This is a genomic window from Ruminiclostridium josui JCM 17888 (assembly GCF_000526495.1).
GTDB lineage: Bacteria > Bacillota > Clostridia > Acetivibrionales > DSM-1351 > Ruminiclostridium > Ruminiclostridium josui.
Genome location: NZ_JAGE01000001.1, coordinates 72,373 through 89,300 on the forward strand (window position 1 = coordinate 72,373; position 16,928 = coordinate 89,300).

Consider the following 16,928-nt stretch of genomic DNA (forward strand, 5'->3'; position numbering starts at 1 on the left):
GGCATAAATTAACATTCAAAATTCTATGCCTCAATCTGCACCTCTAGCCCCATGTTCTAGAATTATTTGGTGAATACTTTCACTGTTTTTATAATTTCTCTTAGATATACTTTTGATTAAAGCTAATGAATCTTTATAATAATTTTCAATTAGAATAGGAACCCACTCTTGTTCTAAATTTTTAAGACCCGAATATTTATATAGTTCTTTTTCTAATCCTTTCGGTTTTTCCAAATTTAAAAGCTGTATAAGTTCTCGAATGTTTTCTTTTACTTCGTCGTTTTTAATATCTAAGCCTTTAACATAATCTAACAAGAATTCAGTACAGGTGTTCCCACCCCCTAATCCAAATCCATTTAAAGAACCATCAACCAATTCGCATCCCGCTTTTATAGACGCTATTGTATTTGAGTGTGCCAGATCTAAATTATCGTGAGCATGAAACCCTATCGGTTTGTTACAGTATGATTTTAAGGTTCTAATAATCTCATAAACATCATCAGGAAGTAACGCCCCCCTTGAGTCAGCTATGTAAAGTGCATCTATCAAATTAGTGCTACTGAATGAAGAAATAAAGTCGAGAAACTCATCATAATTATATTGAGTAACACTTATCAAATTTAATGACACCTTAATATTTGACTTTTTAACATTCTCTGCAATTACCAAAGCGTCTTGTATATTACTAAAATCGCAGGGTATTCGAACGTAACTAATATAATCTGTAAAATCAGACATTCTATTACTTACGGCTTTATTTTTAGGGGTAATCATTAGGACTAACTGTGAGTAACTAATGTTATTCTTTATTTTTTCTAAGAGCCCCAAAGCAGCTTTATAATCCATCCCCAAACAAAGCTCATTACTCAAATAACCAGTTTCAATATAGTCAACTTTGAAATCATCTAAAGAATAGCAAACTCTCTCTATTTGATCTTTGCTAAATTGCCAATTGTTAAGGTATCCTCCATCTCTAAGACTAACATCCATAATTTTTATATTATTCATCTAGCTATCCCTATTAAATTTATAAATACACCTTTTTAAACAGTTAACAATTTTCTCTATATCTTGTTTGGTAATATTTAGTGGAGGTGCAATTTTAATAACATTTTGGTTGACTCCTGAAGGATATATAAGTATGTGGTTATAAAAGGCATACTCGACAAATTCCTTTGCTAATACTCTATCCGGCTGTTTTGTAGTTTTATCAATCACATCAAAAGCAATGGCTAAACCAATGCCACGCAAATTATCAATCCAGGATATTTCATTTAGAAAACTTAACTGGTCTAATAATAATTCTCCTAATGGCTTTACGTTTTCAAAAATACTATTTTTTTCAGCATATTCTAGCGTTCTTAAGGCTATGTATGTACCAATAGGACTATTATTAAAAGTAGCCTGAAAAGCTGTTCTTTTTGGTGATACAGCATTAAATATCTCTTCTTTTGCTATTACTGCACTAAGTGGATAGTAACTACCTGCCAGTGACTTGGAAAGCAATGCAATGTCTGGAGTTACTCCCCAGTTATGAATGCTGTAAAGGTATCCCGCCCTTCCAACTCCAACCTGTATTTCATCATCTACCATAACTACGTCATATTTTAACGTTAATTCACGTACCGCTCGTATAAATTGATTATCAGGAATAATAAATCCATTCGCCCCTTGAACAGGTTCAATAATGAGACCTGCCGGTTTATCGGAACTTTTAAGTGCCTCCTCCAATTTATCAATACAAAAATCTGTATTAATGCCTCTGTTCATATTAGGAAAAGGAACCCGTACCACATCCTTTTTTAACGGATTATTCCCATATTGATCCGGATTAAGGAAACTATCATCAGTAACGGCTCCCGAAGCATAGTTGGAACCATGATAAGCACCATCAAAAGTCACAATTTTTTGTCTACCGGTAAACTGGCGACATAATCTGATAGCGTCACAAACTACATTGCTCCCACCAAGATTATAATATACCTTGTATATGAATTCTTCTGAAAGCTTTCGGCTCAAGTAATACGATAGCTCTATTTGAGACTGAGTATGAAAGGAATGAATGTGGACAACAGATTCAAGTGCTTCTATTACAATTTTCTCAATTTCCGGGCATTTATGTCCAAAATTTATTGAGCTATAGCCCATGATTAAGTCTAGGTACGGTTCGTCATCGTTCATACCCCAAACCCACATTCCCTCAGCTTTAACAGGAACCATAAAACGATTATACATTTTTGATTCATCACAGGTACACGAATATCTGTTGTTTAATTCATAAAGACGTTGGTTATCGCTATCAGGAAAGACTGAATCTCCGTGTTCACACGCTTGATTTTCGTTTGTTTTCATTGTCTCAACTCCATACCATCATTGTCATTTTGCTTTGGCATCTTTATCAGTTAATAAATCTTCACCAACTGCCCAATAATCCCTATCTACCTCATCAAAAACAGTATATATAGTTGCTATATTCTTTCCAGCCACTCTTGCTAATGTTCCACAAAATTCTTTGGCAATTGTTTTTCTTTGTTCCCTTGTTAGCGGCCCGCCAACTTTTACATTAATATAAGGCATGAATTCTCTCCTCCAGTATCCTATTTTAAAATCATTGTAATAATTATTTTGCTTTCGCATCTTTATCAGTTAATAAATCTTCACCAACTGCCCAATAATCCCTATCTACCTCATCAAAAACAGTATATATAGTTGCTATATTCTTTCCAGCCACTCTTGCTAATGTTCCACAAAATTCTTTGGCAATTGTTTTTCTTTGTTCCCTTGTTAGCGGCCCGCCAACTTTCACATTAATATAAGGCATAAATTCTCTCCTCCAAAATTCTATTTATAATCTTGATAATATAAGAGCGGCGTGCAATTACTATAAATTTTAGTTTAATTATATTTATAGTAATTGCAGTATTGATTACACATTCAAGCCTGTGCTTCGCTCTATATTTGCAAATCTGATTTTCTACTTACTGAATTTTACGTTTATTACCTAAACTATTTAGTTATTGCTGATATAAAATGTGCATGTTCATATGCACAATATCTATCTGCGCGCTCCTGAAAAAATTTCTGTTGAATATCATGTGGAGCCAAATTCTCCCTAACATTCAAACCTATTGATTCAAGTTCCTTAGTAATTTCAGATGGTTTAAATCCTGTTATCCAAGGTTCACCTTGTTGCTGACGAATCCTCAATCCGATTTGTACAACCTCAGAGGTCTTCTCAGGATTAAATATGTCTTCATGGACATAATCAAATACAATAGTACTACCTGCCGGTGCAATCTTGGCAATGCCAGACAAAGTATTATACACTGTATCACGGGGCAAGAAGTATGTCACACCCAACCAGCTAAAAAAACTTGGAGCCTGAGGGTCATATGAAGATTTAGCAAGAGCTGTATTCAGACTTTCTTTCATAAAATCAATGGGAACAAAATGTAGTTGTTCAGGTATATTCCAACCCAATTCTTCAATACGCTGGCGCTTATATTCCTGCATGTCCGGATGATCAACCTCAAATACCTGTAAGTTTTTTAACATTGATGACCTCCGGAAAGCAAATGTATCCAATCCAGCACCTAAAATTACGTATTGACGTACACCTTGTTCCACAGCTTGCTCAAGCTTGTCTTCTGTAAACCGCGCCCGGCTTACCGGAAGGGATAAAGGCGAGTAACCCTGCATAGCCATAGCCAACGCAGATGCCTTATCGGTAATCTGTGTAGCACCCGGGAAGCCTAAATGCTCTAAAAACCAAAGAATCCGAGGATTTGTATATTGTTGCTCGTAGTATGTACATACATCTTTCCCTATTATTTGAAAAGCCAGATTATCATCAAATATCTTTGGTGAATCACATGTAGCATGATAGCCACGCAAATAAGCCACAAATAGAGCTGTTGCCGTTGCATTCATTTTCTTTTCTATCAAAATCACCCCGTCTACATACAAATTCAAAATACTACTGGACTTCTATGTGCTATCCTCAGGGACAAACATCACAAGCTGCGTATTTACTATTAATTTCTTTAGCTATCTCTATTGACTTCTCACTGTTCATTTGTTGTAAATAACTTTTTAGTCCGGCACCACCGCCAAGTTCAACCGCCAAGCTATAATATTCGTCGCCAATCCACTTGGATCCGGCACTTATAATAATTTTATGTTTAGCATTAACTACTAACGAAAATGTTACAAGTGTCTTAAATATAGTAAAACTATCTATTACTTTATCTCTTTTTACGCAGGGCAGTGAAAACGCATTAAACCAACCAATTGATTCATCAATAATATCCTGCAATGGAACATAAACATTAAATGGTGATGAATTAATTTTGTAAATTTTATCAAGCTCTTTAAATGTAAGATATAATAATATTCTGTCTTCAGGGATTTCATCATCACCGTAAAAGAACATACCGCCTGAGCAAATACCTATTTTATTTGTGAGTGCTGCGGTTAATGTCGTTAGCCTTTTTTGATATTCAGTTGCACTGTCAGTACTTATTCCTTGACCATTATTTTCACCGCTGTTATTTGCAATACTTGATAGGTACAGGGCATTATAATAAGAAGTCTCTAAGTTATGGTTTATTCTAGTTACTCCTGCGTCTCTCGCCATAACTATTTGTTCCTCGTTCAAGCTTCCTACTGAGGCACACATCGGAAAATCTTTTATTTTTTCATCTGCTCTAGTCCTTTTTACTGCTTCCAGTATTACATCTAACACCTCATTTGTAGGCTTATGAGAGGTGGTAATTAACTTAAGATTAGTTGCGTATTCTGTAGCTAGTTTTATCTCTTTCGTATATTCGTCTGCTGTAGTTATATTTCCGAGCATTTGTTCTGCAATACTTGGCTCGTTATCCTTTCTTGATGCAAATAGACAGGATCCGTACGCTCCGTAAGCACATGGTTCCATACAAGTTGTAAATCCATAAATAGATTTACATAGTCTCATTTTTTCTTCATCTTGCTCGTTTCGACGTTTTGCAATTATTTTTGCCAGCTGTACTAAGCACTCTTTCGTTTCACTAGGGGCATATTCCAAAGTAACAATATCATTTATGGAAACCTCTTCTCCACTTTCCACTTTTTTTGATAAATCTTTGAAGAATACATCCCAGTCAATACTTATTGCCCTTTTCTTCAATGAACTCTTAATTTCTGTAATTTTATCTGCAGTTGTTTTTATACTAGCTTCATTTTTATCCATATAACTTTTTTCTAAATTTTGATATTCATTAAAAAGTTCTTGTGGATATATCTCCTTTGCATGTTGTTTAATGCTATCCATCACTTTGTTAAAAATATCCATATTTTCCTCCCTGATAAAAAATTGATATATATTTAGTATTTTTACTAATCATTGGTACTATTATATAACATTTACCATGAATAAGCAACAAAATTTTGGTTAAATTTGTGAAATTTGATATATAAAGTAAAATATAGTTATATTATGGGTATACTATGGATTTTTACAGTTTTTTCCTTACTTCCTGTAAAATTCAAATATATTACAATTTATTTCATTTAACCTTATCCTTTTTGATAAGCTTGTCATTTAATTAGTTTGAGCGTATATAAATAAGCCTCTTATATTTCATTTCAAACATAAGAGGCTTTAATTTTATAAGGCTTTCCACATCTATCGCTCTGAATTTTTGTGTATTTGTGTAAAATTGCTGATATTATATTTGCACTTAGCAGAAGTTGTAATTTCTTATTTTTGTTCCTCCATTTTTTGGTATGTTGCAATTATTCTATTTCGCATAAATTCATTCCCATTTTCACAAATTGTAAATGCCCTTGCGTCCCTTAAAAACTTCTCCGCAAGATACTCTCTTGAATATCCGTAGCAGCCTAAAATTTGAATTGACTCATTGGCTACCATAATAGCCGTTTCTGAACCTTGCACTTTACTCATTTGGCAATTAATCATACTTGGTATACCGCTATCCTGATAAAAAGCAGCTTTTTGGTATAATAACCTAGATGATTCTATCATTAGTAGCATATTTGACAGTTTATGAGCAATAGCCTGAAGATTAATTATTTGTGTTCCACCTTGAACCCTTTGTTTAGAATACTTATAAGCAACATTAAAAGCCGCCTGTGCAATACCAGTACTTATAGCACCTACAGCAGGTAATCTATTCTCAACAAATGTCATGATTACCGGAAAACCCATTCCTTCCTTACCAAGCAAATTTTCTTTTGGAACTATACAATTGTCCAAAATCAATTCTCCCTGTTGTGCTAACCTAAGTCCCATCTTATCTTCTATTTTGCCCACTTTTAACCCCTGTGTATCTGCAGGTACTAGAAATGCACTAAGTCCTCCTTGAGGGGCACCTTTTGTTTTATCAGTTCTGGCCCAGACAATATATATACCGGCAATACCTGCATTTGTAATAAAACTTTTGGAACCATTTATTACATAATTATCACCTTTTAATTCTGCAGTCGTTAGCAACCCTGCATTGGGGTTACCTGACATATTGTCACATCCGCTTTGAGGCTCAGATATGGCTAAACCTATTAAAAATGGATCTTCTTTATCATCAGCAATCCTTCTTAGCCATTTATCCTTCTGTTCATCTGTCCCGAACTTCTTTAATATCTTTGCACCAGTTATCATTGACAAAATTGTATATGCAACCCCTGCGTCACCGCGAGCAAGTTCTTCCATGATGGTTAATATTTCGAGATTTGACAGTTCATTTCCGTTATACGCTTCTGGAACAGCAGCACTTCCAATTCCAAGCTTCATAGCTTCTTTTATAATCGGCAAAGGAATACAATCCTTTGGATTTTGTTTCCTATCATACTCTGCTGTAAAAGGTATCAGTTCCTTATCAACAAATTTGCTTACCATCTCTTTAAGTTGCATCTGTTCCTTCGACAAATTGAAATCCATAATTACATCCTCCTATTTATTATCTTTTTTATTAAAACAAATACTATTGTTAATCATTTAACAATGTATAGTATCCTTACAGTAAAAATTAGTACTTTCAGACCATGCACAAAATGCATGTTATATTCCTGTTTCAGGTATATTAAGAAAAGAGGGGTATTCTGTTCCCAACAGCTTTCTTTCCATTCAATATCTTTATGAATTAGCTAATTCTTGATTTGAACTCTTTTACCAACAATGGAACTACCTCTAAAACATCTCCGACAATACCAAAGTTCGCTATCTTAAAGATAGGAGCATCAGGATTCTTATTTACCGCTATTATTACATCAGAAGATGACATACCTGCAAGGTGTTGTATTGCGCCTGAGATGCCACATGCAAAATATATTTTAGGACTAACCACTTTTCCAGTTTGCCCGATTTGATGATTATAGCCTATCCAGCCGCTGTCAACGATTGCCCGTGAAGCCCCAACGGCTCCGCCTAATACTTCAGCAAGTTCTTCAATTATTTTCATATTTTGGGGATCTTCTATTCCTCTACCTGCTGAAACAATTACATCGGCCTCCAACAAGTTAATCTTTTCATTTATTGCCGATACCATCTTCGTAACCTTTGTCTTGACATTACTAGGTATTGTTACATCAGTTTTAATTATTTCACCGACTCTTGATGCATCAGGCTCAAGCGACTTCATAACCTTAGGCCTGACAGTTGACATCTGTGGTCTTTGGTTAGGACATACAATTGTTGCCATAATGTTTCCGCCAAACGCAGGTCTGGTTTGCAATAATAATCTCTTATCTTTATCAATCTCCAACCCTGTACAATCGGCTGTAAGCCCGGTATTTAATCTTGAAGAAATTCTTGGGGCAAGAGATCGACCGTATGTAGTACCTCCTATTAAAATGATTTCCGGTTTGTACTTATTAATTATTTGTATAAATACATCAGTGTAGGCTTCATCATTATAGTGTTTTAATACCGGGCTATCTACCAAATATACGACATCTGCACCGTAGGTAATAAGAGTTTTTGCAGCATCTTCAACATTTTCGCCTAGCAACACTGCAGATAAAGGAACCTGTAGCTGCTCAGCAAGTTTTCTACCTTGTCCAAGTAATTCCAGAACTACACTTACAGGTATCCCGTTTTTTTGTTCTGCAAAAACCCATACTCCTTTGTATTCAGTAATATCATTATCCACTTGTAACTTTTCATTTTCAAATTGCAATGCATCAAATTTGCATGATGATGAACATGCTCCACATAATGTACAGTTGTTAAGTATCTCAGCCTTCATATTTTTGATTGTAATGGCTCCAAAAGGGCATGCGGAGATACACAACTTACACCCAGTACATTTATCAGTCTCTATTTTTATACCAGTCATATTTTCCTCCGTCTATTTAAATACAGGAAGTTGCATAGAGAGCAACTTGTCTACCAATTTTTTAGCCTGCTGATCAGAATCTCCTTCAATCATTTCAGCTTTTATATTAAGTTCCGGAACAAAAGTGTCCACTACCTGTGTCGGTGAACCGCTAAGTCCGCATAATGACTTAGTGGCATTAATATCCTCCGCATTCCAAACACTAATTTTTGCTTTATTTGCCCTCATTATACCTTTTATAGACGAGAGTCTTGGTTCATTTATTTCCTTTACAACAGTTATCACTGCCGGCAAAGGCATCTCTATAATTTCATATCCATCCTCGTTCATACGCTGGCATCTGATATATCCTTCACGGATTTCCTCAATTTTCCTTACACATGTTGTGTGAGGTATACCTAGTTTTTCAGCAAGACCCGGACCAACCTGTGCTGTATCCCCGTCTGTTGCCTGCTTACCGCAAATAATTAAATCAAATTTTCCGTTCTTCATAATTCCCTTTGAAAGTGTATAGGCAGTTGCAAGCGAATCCGCACCTGCAAACGCCTTATCGCTCAACAAAACACCTTCGTCAACACCCAATGCTATTGCTTGTTTAAGCAAGTCTTCAACAGATGGTATGCCCATACTTATTGCCGTAACTTTTCCACCCAACTTTTCCCTTATCCGTATACTCTCCTCAATTGCATAAGTATCAAACGGGTTAATTATGGATTTCTGGCCTTCTCTGATGATTGTATTCGTTTCTTTGTTCATTCTTACTTCGGTTGTATCTGGAACTTGCTTAATACATACTACGATGTTCAACTCATTCACTCCTCAATATATTAAGGTTTCTAATAGGTCAATTGCAAAATACTGCATTCACTTGTTGTACTAAATTCTTACTATTTGAGGTACTATATTCCTCTCCAAAATTATAGCATGTTAGTATAAAATTCCCATAGATAATTCATATCTAACCACAGGATATTGATAAGTTATTTAACATAAGGGTCATCCTGGTAAATGGATTTATTAAGTAACATCCTTTAATAGTTACGGTTTATAAAAGTAAGTAACTTGTACAACTTAAATAACATGTTAATTTTAACATAATATTGAAGTTATTACAATAAATATAATGGCTTAAGTTTATTAAAGTAAAATGAAAAAGTAAATTCACGAACCATAAAAACTTCCGAGATTTTACTTCTAACATCAATCTCGGAAGTCTATATTAAAGAAAATTATGATTTTTGTTTATGGTTTGGTTGTCCATTACTTATCTTTATCCATTAGCTCCAACATCTGTAACCCACTACTTAATTTCAACGGGAAACTGCGTTCTTTTTCCAAGAAGGTACTCTTTTAAAAGTACATAGTCAAGTGCATCTATTGCACCGTTACCATCCAAGTCTGCAGCAGCAAGTCCATCTGCAGAAGGGAATTTTGTTATTGTTCCAAGAATGTACTGCTTCATAAGTGAAAAGTCAATTGCATTTATGTCTCCGCTTCCGTCCAAATCTCCATATACAACTTTATTTGCTTGAGCATTAAACTTCCATGTATTTACATTAAACAAATATCCGCTTCCACCTGTGAATTTCAGATAGAGATCATGTACTCCTGTTGCACCGCTGACTGCACATGATTTTGTTGTGTAAGTCTGCCAACCGCCGGTTCCTGGAACACTACAAGTACCAACAAGTTTTCCATCAACACTGTCAAGACGGATTTCTATATTACCTCCATTGGTTGCTGATGCAACTCTTGCCTCAAATGAGGCAGCACCCGTAGAACCAAAATCAACACCGCTTACTTTTACCCAGTCTCCATTTTCGATATTGCATACATTACGGCCACCTTCGCCGCACGCCTCAGTATTTATACCCATTTCCTGTGCCATTGTTTCAGCTTCATTAACAACGTAAGGATTTACATACTTTAATTGTGTAAGTCCATCTTTTGTAATATTGACCTTCTGCATTGTTCCGTCTGCGTTATATGTTATTTTATCTATACACACACTTCTCTGGTATGTTCTTGCATCACCGCTTGGAGCACCGTTAGCTATTGCAAGAGCTCTGTTATGATAAGCTATGTACCAGTTGTTTTTAAATGAGAATATGGAATGATGGTTGTTATTGCCTTCATTGGATGGAGGATTTGCCAATACTGTTCCTTTATATTGGAATCCAGTAATTGGGTTGTCGCTCATCATATAATCAATAGTAGCAGCTCCCTTAGAAAAATCAGTAGAATATGAGAAGTAATACTTTCCGTTATACTTGTGAAGTAATGAAGCTTCAAAGAAAATTGGAGCCACAATCTTTGATGCAGAACCGTTAACACTAATCATATCATTGTTAAGCTTAATTACTCTTGTATTTCCCTCACCGTTTCCGCCAAAATATAAATAAGCCTGTCCGTCATCATCTATAAAAGCGGCCGGATCAAAGCACCAGAATCCGTTAGGAGGATTTACACCGGGAGTACTTCCGGTTACAAGAGCTTTTCCAAGTGCATCCTTAAAAGGTCCAGCAGGACTGTCGCTCACTGCAACACCTATACTTCCGCCGCCATTAGCGAAATACATATAGTATTTATTGTTCCTTGCTACAACTGAAGGAGCCCATGACAATGAAGCCCAGCCGGATGCTTTGAAAACCTCTCCGTGGTCCGTCCAGTTCTTCAAATCATCTGTTGATATACAAGTTATATCATTCATGATATAACCCGGGTTATTCGGATTGTATACATCGTGGGAGCAATAAAGATACAGTCTGCCGTTGGCTTCAATTCCGGTAGGATCAGCTGTATAGCGCTGGTAAAAAATCGGATAATCCGCAAATACAGTATTAATGCCTGACATTGATACCAGTATACAAACAACTAGTAGAACTGACAATTTCTTAACTTTTTTAAGCATAAAATAAGCCTCCTTTAAAATTATTAATGTGATTAAAAAAGTGAAGCACTAAAAATATACTCCTATATCCATTTTTGAATAAAGATAAGTTATTAATTACTTTATTAGCACAAATTAGCGTGAATTTAAAGAAGTTTATAAGTGATTCGATTTCTGATTTTTAACCTCCCTTCTTACTTTATAAATTAACTTTTCGAATCAACAAGGCACCTTTCCTTAATACATCTAATACCACGATCCGAACAAGGAAATTTTTTTCAAATAGGCAGGTATAAAGAATAGGAGCAAAATGAAAAGATCCTATTAGTAAATCTCATTCTAATTCATTATAAAATGTAAGCCCTTTACATCTCAATATAAATTCTTTTGACTTTTGTATGATAATTTTGTAACTATTTGGGGTTGTTGGAAAAAAGAAATACTTTTGTTGTATAAAATTATATCAATGATTGCTTTTTTGATTACTTCTAAGCTTTCATTGATATAATTTATACTCTAAGTATATTTATTTACTTTTATAAAAATATTATCTGTAATGTTGTAAAACAACTTGTACATTTCTATAGCCATTATACTCATTGATATCAATGTTAAAAATCATATCCAGCTTTATTTTATTGTCCCGTCCTGCATACATGTTTTGCAACTCCGTATTTCCATACCTTTGAGCAACGTATGAATCGAACTCATCAATATTTCCAAAGTAAACGCAGTCAACAAAACTGTTTCCGCTTTTCAATCTCAGCTTTAGTACTTTTCTTTCGTTTCCGAATACTGCGGCTCGCTTTACTGATATATTTTTTTCTGCAAACAAAGGTTTTGTGTTTCCCTTTCCATATGGCTCTAAATAATTTAATTCTTCAGCCGTTCTTAAATTTATTGCAGATAATGGTATATGTGCGTCAATATATATTTTAGGGATAAGGTCATCATCCGTAAGTGTAGTAATACTGTTTATCCTTTCTCTTAAAACATCAACTTTGTCAGCATCCAGACTAAATCCTGCTGCCATTGGATGTCCCCCGAATTTCGTAAATAGTTCTCGACATTTTGATAGCTCTTCGAACATATTATATTCCTCTATAGAGCGACCTGAGCCTTTTACACAATTCTCACCCTTTGTAAGTATAAATGTTGGAACATTATATTTTTCTCTTATCTTACCCGCAATGATACCTGCAATACTTTCATGAATTTCCGGCTTATATACAACCAAAACCTTGTCGTCTTTTAAATCGCTGTTTTCTATGGTTTCAATGGTCTCCTCCACACCTTTTACAGTCATGGATTTTCGTTCATTATTCAGGTCATGTAATTCAGCTGCCAAAACTTCTGCTTCCTGTGGATCGTCAGTAAGTAGTAATTTCAGCCCCTTCATTGCCCAGTCCAACCTACCTGATGCATTAATACACGGACCTATTATAAAGCCGAGATGATATACACCGATATTTTTTCCCCATATTCCGGTCTTTTTTAGAAGTGCATTAAGTCCTATATTTTTTGTATCTGCTATTGCATTAAGGCCCTGTCTTACAAGAATCCTGTTTTCTTCTGTCAAATCAACTACATCACAAACAGTTGCAATTGCTACAAACTCATAAAATTCCGCTTCCGCCTCCCTGGGAATACACATTTGCTCATATAGTACTTGTGCAAATTTAAACGCTACTCCTGCCCCGCAAAGCAGTTTAAAGGGATACTGACAATCTGCCTGCTTCATATCTATAATGGCATCAGCTTCAGGAATAATCTCAGGTACATCATGGTGGTCTGTAACTATTACTGTCAAGCCGGATTCTTTAGCAAATTGTATCTGTTCTTTTGCTGCAATACCGTTATCACAGGTAATAATTGTATCAATTCCGTCATTTAAAGCATTTTCAACCAAGCTGTTACTTATACCGTATCCGTCCAGTATCCTGTGAGGAATGGCATAGTCAACGGTTGCCCCACACCTAGTCAAGGCCTTATATAATATATAAGTACTTACAACACCGTCAACATCGTAGTCGCCAATTATTCGTATTTTTTTATTGAGCTTAATTTTTTCTTTAACAATGGAAACACCTTTCATCATATCTTTCATTAGTTTAGGATCGTTTAACCCTTGCAAATCAGCCTTTATGTATTTTCTGGCATTATCTATATCCTTTATGCCTCTGTTTACAATAATTCTACAAAGAAGTTCGCTAATTCCCAATTCCTTTGACATTTTCTTGAAATCAAACTTAGGATTCCTTAATATCCACTTTTGCAACTCTACCTGACCCCCGTATATAGTATTACTTCATTGAGGCTATGAGAAGTTCAATCGCCGTTCTATCAGCCATTTTCCCCGTTTTTATAGACTCATCCAATTCAAGGCTGTAATACATGGCCTTTTCCAAAATACCTATTTCCATATTCCTGCTTAATCCTAGGACTTTTGAGGCAACAAAAGGTGTTAATCCCATTTGCTTTGCTGCTGCATCCTCTCTCATCCCCTGTTGCTTAAGTAATTTCATTCTGTAAACCATTCTTATTTGTCTTACAATCATGTACATTACTTTTTGCATTGGCTCCTTCAAAGCAGCCATATCATTTAACAGTTTTAGTGCTTTTGAAATGTTTCCTTCTGCTACTGCATCTGTAAGGTCAAAAATCCTGCTTTTTATAGTTTTCGTACATATTGACTGAACATCCTCTAGAGATATCTCCTGTTTATCTCCAATAAAATTCACTATTTTGTCAATTTCGTTCAGCAGTTCTGTCATGGAATATTCGCTGTTCTCAACTATATAAGATGCTGCAATAGAATCTATTGTTTTTTTATGGCTTTTAAAGACCTTTGCAACCCATTTTACAAGGTCAGCAGGTTTTTGATAAGCAAACTCTACAACAAGTCCTTTTTTCTTAACAGCATTTACCAGCTTTATCCTCTTGTCTACTTCTTGTTCCACAAATATGAGGCATGTATAAGGAGGCATATTTTCAATATAGTCTGCAAGTTTATTATTTTCTGATTTCTTGTCAGAACTATCGCCTCCGCCTTTTTTGGACTTGAAAAAGCCGGAATTTCTTGAAATAACAATCTTTTTATCACTGAAAACAGGCATTGTTTCACAGTTTTCAATAAGAGTTTCCGTATCTTTTTTTCCTTCAAGATATATATAATTTAATTCCTTGGTTTCTTCATTAACAATCAGGTCAGCTATAGTATTCATATAATATTTTATAAGATAATCTTCCTGACCATAAAAGAGGTATACATTTCGCAGTTTATTATCCTTTAATTCTTTTTTTAAAATATCAAAACTCATATTTTCCCTCTTTTTAATATATTTTATGGCATCATTAAGCTAATGTTAAACCCGTTCCCATAGCTAGTTGCGATAACTGCTCCGTTTTCGTCTGTCCTAAAAAGTTTTGCTCCATTTTTTTCAAGTATATCAATAACAAATTGGCTTGGATGTCCAAAATTATTTCTTCCTACTGAAACAACTCCATATTTTGGTTTGACCGCCATTATGTAATCATTACTAGAAGAACCTGGAGAACCATGATGTCCTACTTTTATTATGTCCGCTTTTAAATCCAGACCTTGTTTTAACATTCTTTCCTCTGAAGGAATTCCACTGTCACCTGTAAGCAAAACTTTTACATTCTTATAAACTAATTTTAGCACTAATGAGCTTTCATTCAAATCCTCTTGGGCAAGAGTGTCTAATTTATAAGGCAGCGGGTTTAATACTTCAAATACCGTTTCCTTATCAAGATTAATTATATCTCCTTGCTTACACTTAAGTACTGGAATATTTTTTTCTTTACATATTTTTTTTATCTTCTCAAATCCCCGTCCATCAGTTTCAGGTACTATAACTGTCCCCACAGACAGCTCCCTAAGCACTGCCTCAAGCCCCTCGGTATGGTCAGAGTGTCCGTGGGAAGCAATGACAATATCAACCCTTTTCGTCCCTCTGTCAAGAATATATGGTACCATAACTGACTCACCTATATCAAACTTAGATTTCGAGTTTGCTTCACGCCCTCCTCCATCAATTAATATTTTTTTACCATGAGCTGTTCTTATATATGTGCTGTCACCTTGACCAACATCTAAAAATGTTATTTCAAGGGGTTTAGGTAATAATGCTCTACCTCCGAATAAAATAATTATCAGCATAATTATTGCTATTTTAAGGTGTTTTGTGTATTTTTTGGCTTTAAAATAATTCCTGGCTTTAAATATGTAAATTATAAGCAAATAGTAAAATAGAACCATTCCCAGTGATGGTGTAGGCAATTTTAACAACGCAAATGGTATTTTAGAAGTAACTTCAGTGACAAATAATATGAAGGATAGAAATGTGTTGTTAATATATCCGATAATAACCGCAAGATATATATTAAGTAAACCTGCGAAAACCATAATAAAGCCTATTATTGTTACAAATTCAACCAAGGGCACAACTAGAATGTTAGAAATAATAGAAAATGTTGAAAAGTTGTTAAAATAATATAATGTAATTGGTATAACTCCTAACTGGGCTGCAATTGTTGCTGCAAGAGTATCTGAAATTATATTTGGAATGTATTTACACTCTGTAAAGGATTTAATCTGGGGATAGAACATAACAAGTGATAGTGTTGCACCAAATGAAAGCTGAAATCCTATATCAAATAGTGTATATGGATTAATTATCAGTAAAATAAGTGCCGAGGCTGAAATACTTGTATATATTTCCGGTTCCCGCATTATAATTCTGCCTGCCAATATAATTATTCCCATAATAACCGCCCTGACTACCGAAGCTGAAAAACCCGTCACAAATACAAATAATACAAGTACAAAAATAGTAATTATGTTTGCTTTAAAACTGCTTAATCTCAGCTTTTTAAAAATAAAAGTAAATGGAAGAATTATAAATGCTACATTCATTCCTGACGCTACCATGATGTGAGTAAGTCCGGCTTTACTGAATGCTGTAAAGGCATTTTCATCCAAGCCGTCCTTATACCCGATGAGCATACCCTCCAACAGTCCTGCTTGGTTTTTATCCAGAGAATAACTGATTATGTCTAGAACTTTATTTTTTATTGCATATCCTATTCTATGTAAGTAGCCTCCGCCCTTTTGACCAGTAACCTGAATATCTGATGTACCCTGTAAATATATTCGTCCTGAAATTCCTATAGATGCCAGATACCTTCTATAGTCAAAACCTCCAGGATTGGTTGCAGGCTTTGGTTTTTCAACAACTCCCGTAAAGCCAATTTTCGTTCTGTATCCAATTTTTATATTAAAATTGTTTACATAAACCATTATCTTATTTTTTACCTTGAATGTCTTATTTTTATAAATTACGGATTCCGTTTGCAAAATAAAATTTGACTTTCCATCTTCCGAATTCTGTACTTCGCTATCAATAAAACCTCTTACTTCTATGGGATTATCATAATATGAATTAAAGCTTCCGGTATATCGATATTCTGCATTATAGAAAAGCATTCCACCCATAATAAAAAAAGAAAGGGAGATAAAAATTACGTTTTTTAAATTGCCAAGTTTTTTAAAAAAACAGATTATAGATAACAGCATGATTGAAGAAATTAAAAGAAATGGGTTCAATCCGATACTGCTAACGAGAAGTATCCCCAAAGTAAAGGACACAGTAAATAGACAGAGCGGTCTTTTGATATTCAAT

Annotated in this window: 13 protein-coding genes; all 13 read right to left on the reverse strand. The window is 34.8% G+C overall.

Annotated elements, in window-relative coordinates; all coding sequences use genetic code 11:
- Positions 1–30: 30 nt before the first annotated feature.
- Positions 31–1,008, reverse strand: a complete 978-nt coding sequence (locus K412_RS0100360) for a beta/alpha barrel domain-containing protein (RefSeq protein WP_024831259.1) — start codon at positions 1,006–1,008, stop codon at positions 31–33.
- Complete coding sequence (locus K412_RS0100365) at positions 1,009–2,352, reverse strand: class-III pyridoxal-phosphate-dependent aminotransferase (RefSeq protein WP_024831260.1); 1,344 nt, start codon at positions 2,350–2,352, stop codon at positions 1,009–1,011. It lies immediately after the preceding gene.
- A gap of 24 nt (positions 2,353–2,376) precedes the next feature.
- Positions 2,377–2,577, reverse strand: a complete 201-nt coding sequence (locus tag K412_RS0100370; protein ID WP_024831261.1) for a tautomerase family protein — start codon at positions 2,575–2,577, stop codon at positions 2,377–2,379.
- A 43-nt stretch (positions 2,578–2,620) separates the two neighbouring features.
- Positions 2,621–2,821: a tautomerase family protein gene (locus tag K412_RS0100375; RefSeq protein ID WP_024831261.1), complete on the reverse strand. Its 201-nt coding sequence runs from the start codon at positions 2,819–2,821 to the stop codon at positions 2,621–2,623.
- 185 nt (positions 2,822–3,006) lie between these two features.
- Complete coding sequence (locus K412_RS0100380; RefSeq protein ID WP_024831262.1) at positions 3,007–3,945, reverse strand: class I SAM-dependent methyltransferase; 939 nt, start codon at positions 3,943–3,945, stop codon at positions 3,007–3,009.
- Between the two features lie 55 nt (positions 3,946–4,000).
- The gene (locus K412_RS0100385) at positions 4,001–5,332 is read right to left on the reverse strand and encodes a biotin synthase BioB (protein ID WP_024831263.1); all 1,332 of its coding nucleotides are present in this window, start codon (positions 5,330–5,332) and stop codon (positions 4,001–4,003) included.
- 408 nt (positions 5,333–5,740) lie between these two features.
- Positions 5,741–6,937 (reverse strand): acyl-CoA dehydrogenase family protein, encoded by a 1,197-nt coding sequence (locus K412_RS0100390; protein WP_024831264.1) that lies wholly within the window; start codon positions 6,935–6,937, stop codon positions 5,741–5,743.
- 202 nt (positions 6,938–7,139) lie between these two features.
- Entirely contained in the window at positions 7,140–8,333 is a 1,194-nt protein-coding gene (locus K412_RS0100395; protein WP_024831265.1) for an FAD-binding protein, read from the reverse strand.
- 12 nt (positions 8,334–8,345) lie between these two features.
- A complete protein-coding gene (locus tag K412_RS0100400) occupies positions 8,346–9,140 on the reverse strand; it encodes an electron transfer flavoprotein subunit beta/FixA family protein (protein WP_024831266.1) in 795 nt (264 codons plus the stop codon).
- 493 nt (positions 9,141–9,633) lie between these two features.
- A complete protein-coding gene (locus K412_RS0100405; RefSeq protein ID WP_024831267.1) occupies positions 9,634–11,244 on the reverse strand; it encodes a carbohydrate-binding protein in 1,611 nt (536 codons plus the stop codon).
- 526 nt (positions 11,245–11,770) lie between these two features.
- The gene (gene recJ / locus K412_RS0100410) at positions 11,771–13,501 is read right to left on the reverse strand and encodes a single-stranded-DNA-specific exonuclease RecJ (protein ID WP_024831268.1); all 1,731 of its coding nucleotides are present in this window, start codon (positions 13,499–13,501) and stop codon (positions 11,771–11,773) included.
- Between the two features lie 25 nt (positions 13,502–13,526).
- Positions 13,527–14,543 carry a DNA polymerase III subunit delta gene (gene holA, locus K412_RS0100415; RefSeq protein WP_024831269.1) on the reverse strand — a complete coding sequence of 339 codons (1,017 nt, stop codon included), beginning with the start codon at positions 14,541–14,543 and terminating at the stop codon, positions 13,527–13,529.
- Between the two features lie 23 nt (positions 14,544–14,566).
- Positions 14,567–16,927 carry a DNA internalization-related competence protein ComEC/Rec2 gene (locus K412_RS0100420; RefSeq protein ID WP_024831270.1) on the reverse strand — a complete coding sequence of 787 codons (2,361 nt, stop codon included), beginning with the start codon at positions 16,925–16,927 and terminating at the stop codon, positions 14,567–14,569.
- Position 16,928: the final 1 nt, after the last annotated feature.

What these genes read in the sequence shown, in the direction of transcription:
- K412_RS0100395 (WP_024831265.1), bottom strand. Translation starts at nt 8,333, where the DNA reads ATGACTGGTATAAAAATAGAGACTGATAAATGTACTGGGTGTAAGTTG.
- K412_RS0100405 (WP_024831267.1), bottom strand. Translation starts at nt 11,244, where the DNA reads ATGCTTAAAAAAGTTAAGAAATTGTCAGTTCTACTAGTTGTTTGTATA.
- K412_RS0100370 (WP_024831261.1), bottom strand. Translation starts at nt 2,577, where the DNA reads ATGCCTTATATTAATGTAAAAGTTGGCGGGCCGCTAACAAGGGAACAA.
- K412_RS0100385 (WP_024831263.1), bottom strand. Translation starts at nt 5,332, where the DNA reads ATGGATATTTTTAACAAAGTGATGGATAGCATTAAACAACATGCAAAG.
- holA (WP_024831269.1), bottom strand. Translation starts at nt 14,543, where the DNA reads ATGAGTTTTGATATTTTAAAAAAAGAATTAAAGGATAATAAACTGCGA.
- K412_RS0100390 (WP_024831264.1), bottom strand. Translation starts at nt 6,937, where the DNA reads ATGGATTTCAATTTGTCGAAGGAACAGATGCAACTTAAAGAGATGGTA.
- K412_RS0100375 (WP_024831261.1), bottom strand. Translation starts at nt 2,821, where the DNA reads ATGCCTTATATTAATGTGAAAGTTGGCGGGCCGCTAACAAGGGAACAA.
- K412_RS0100360 (WP_024831259.1), bottom strand. Translation starts at nt 1,008, where the DNA reads ATGAATAATATAAAAATTATGGATGTTAGTCTTAGAGATGGAGGATAC.
- K412_RS0100365 (WP_024831260.1), bottom strand. Translation starts at nt 2,352, where the DNA reads ATGAAAACAAACGAAAATCAAGCGTGTGAACACGGAGATTCAGTCTTT.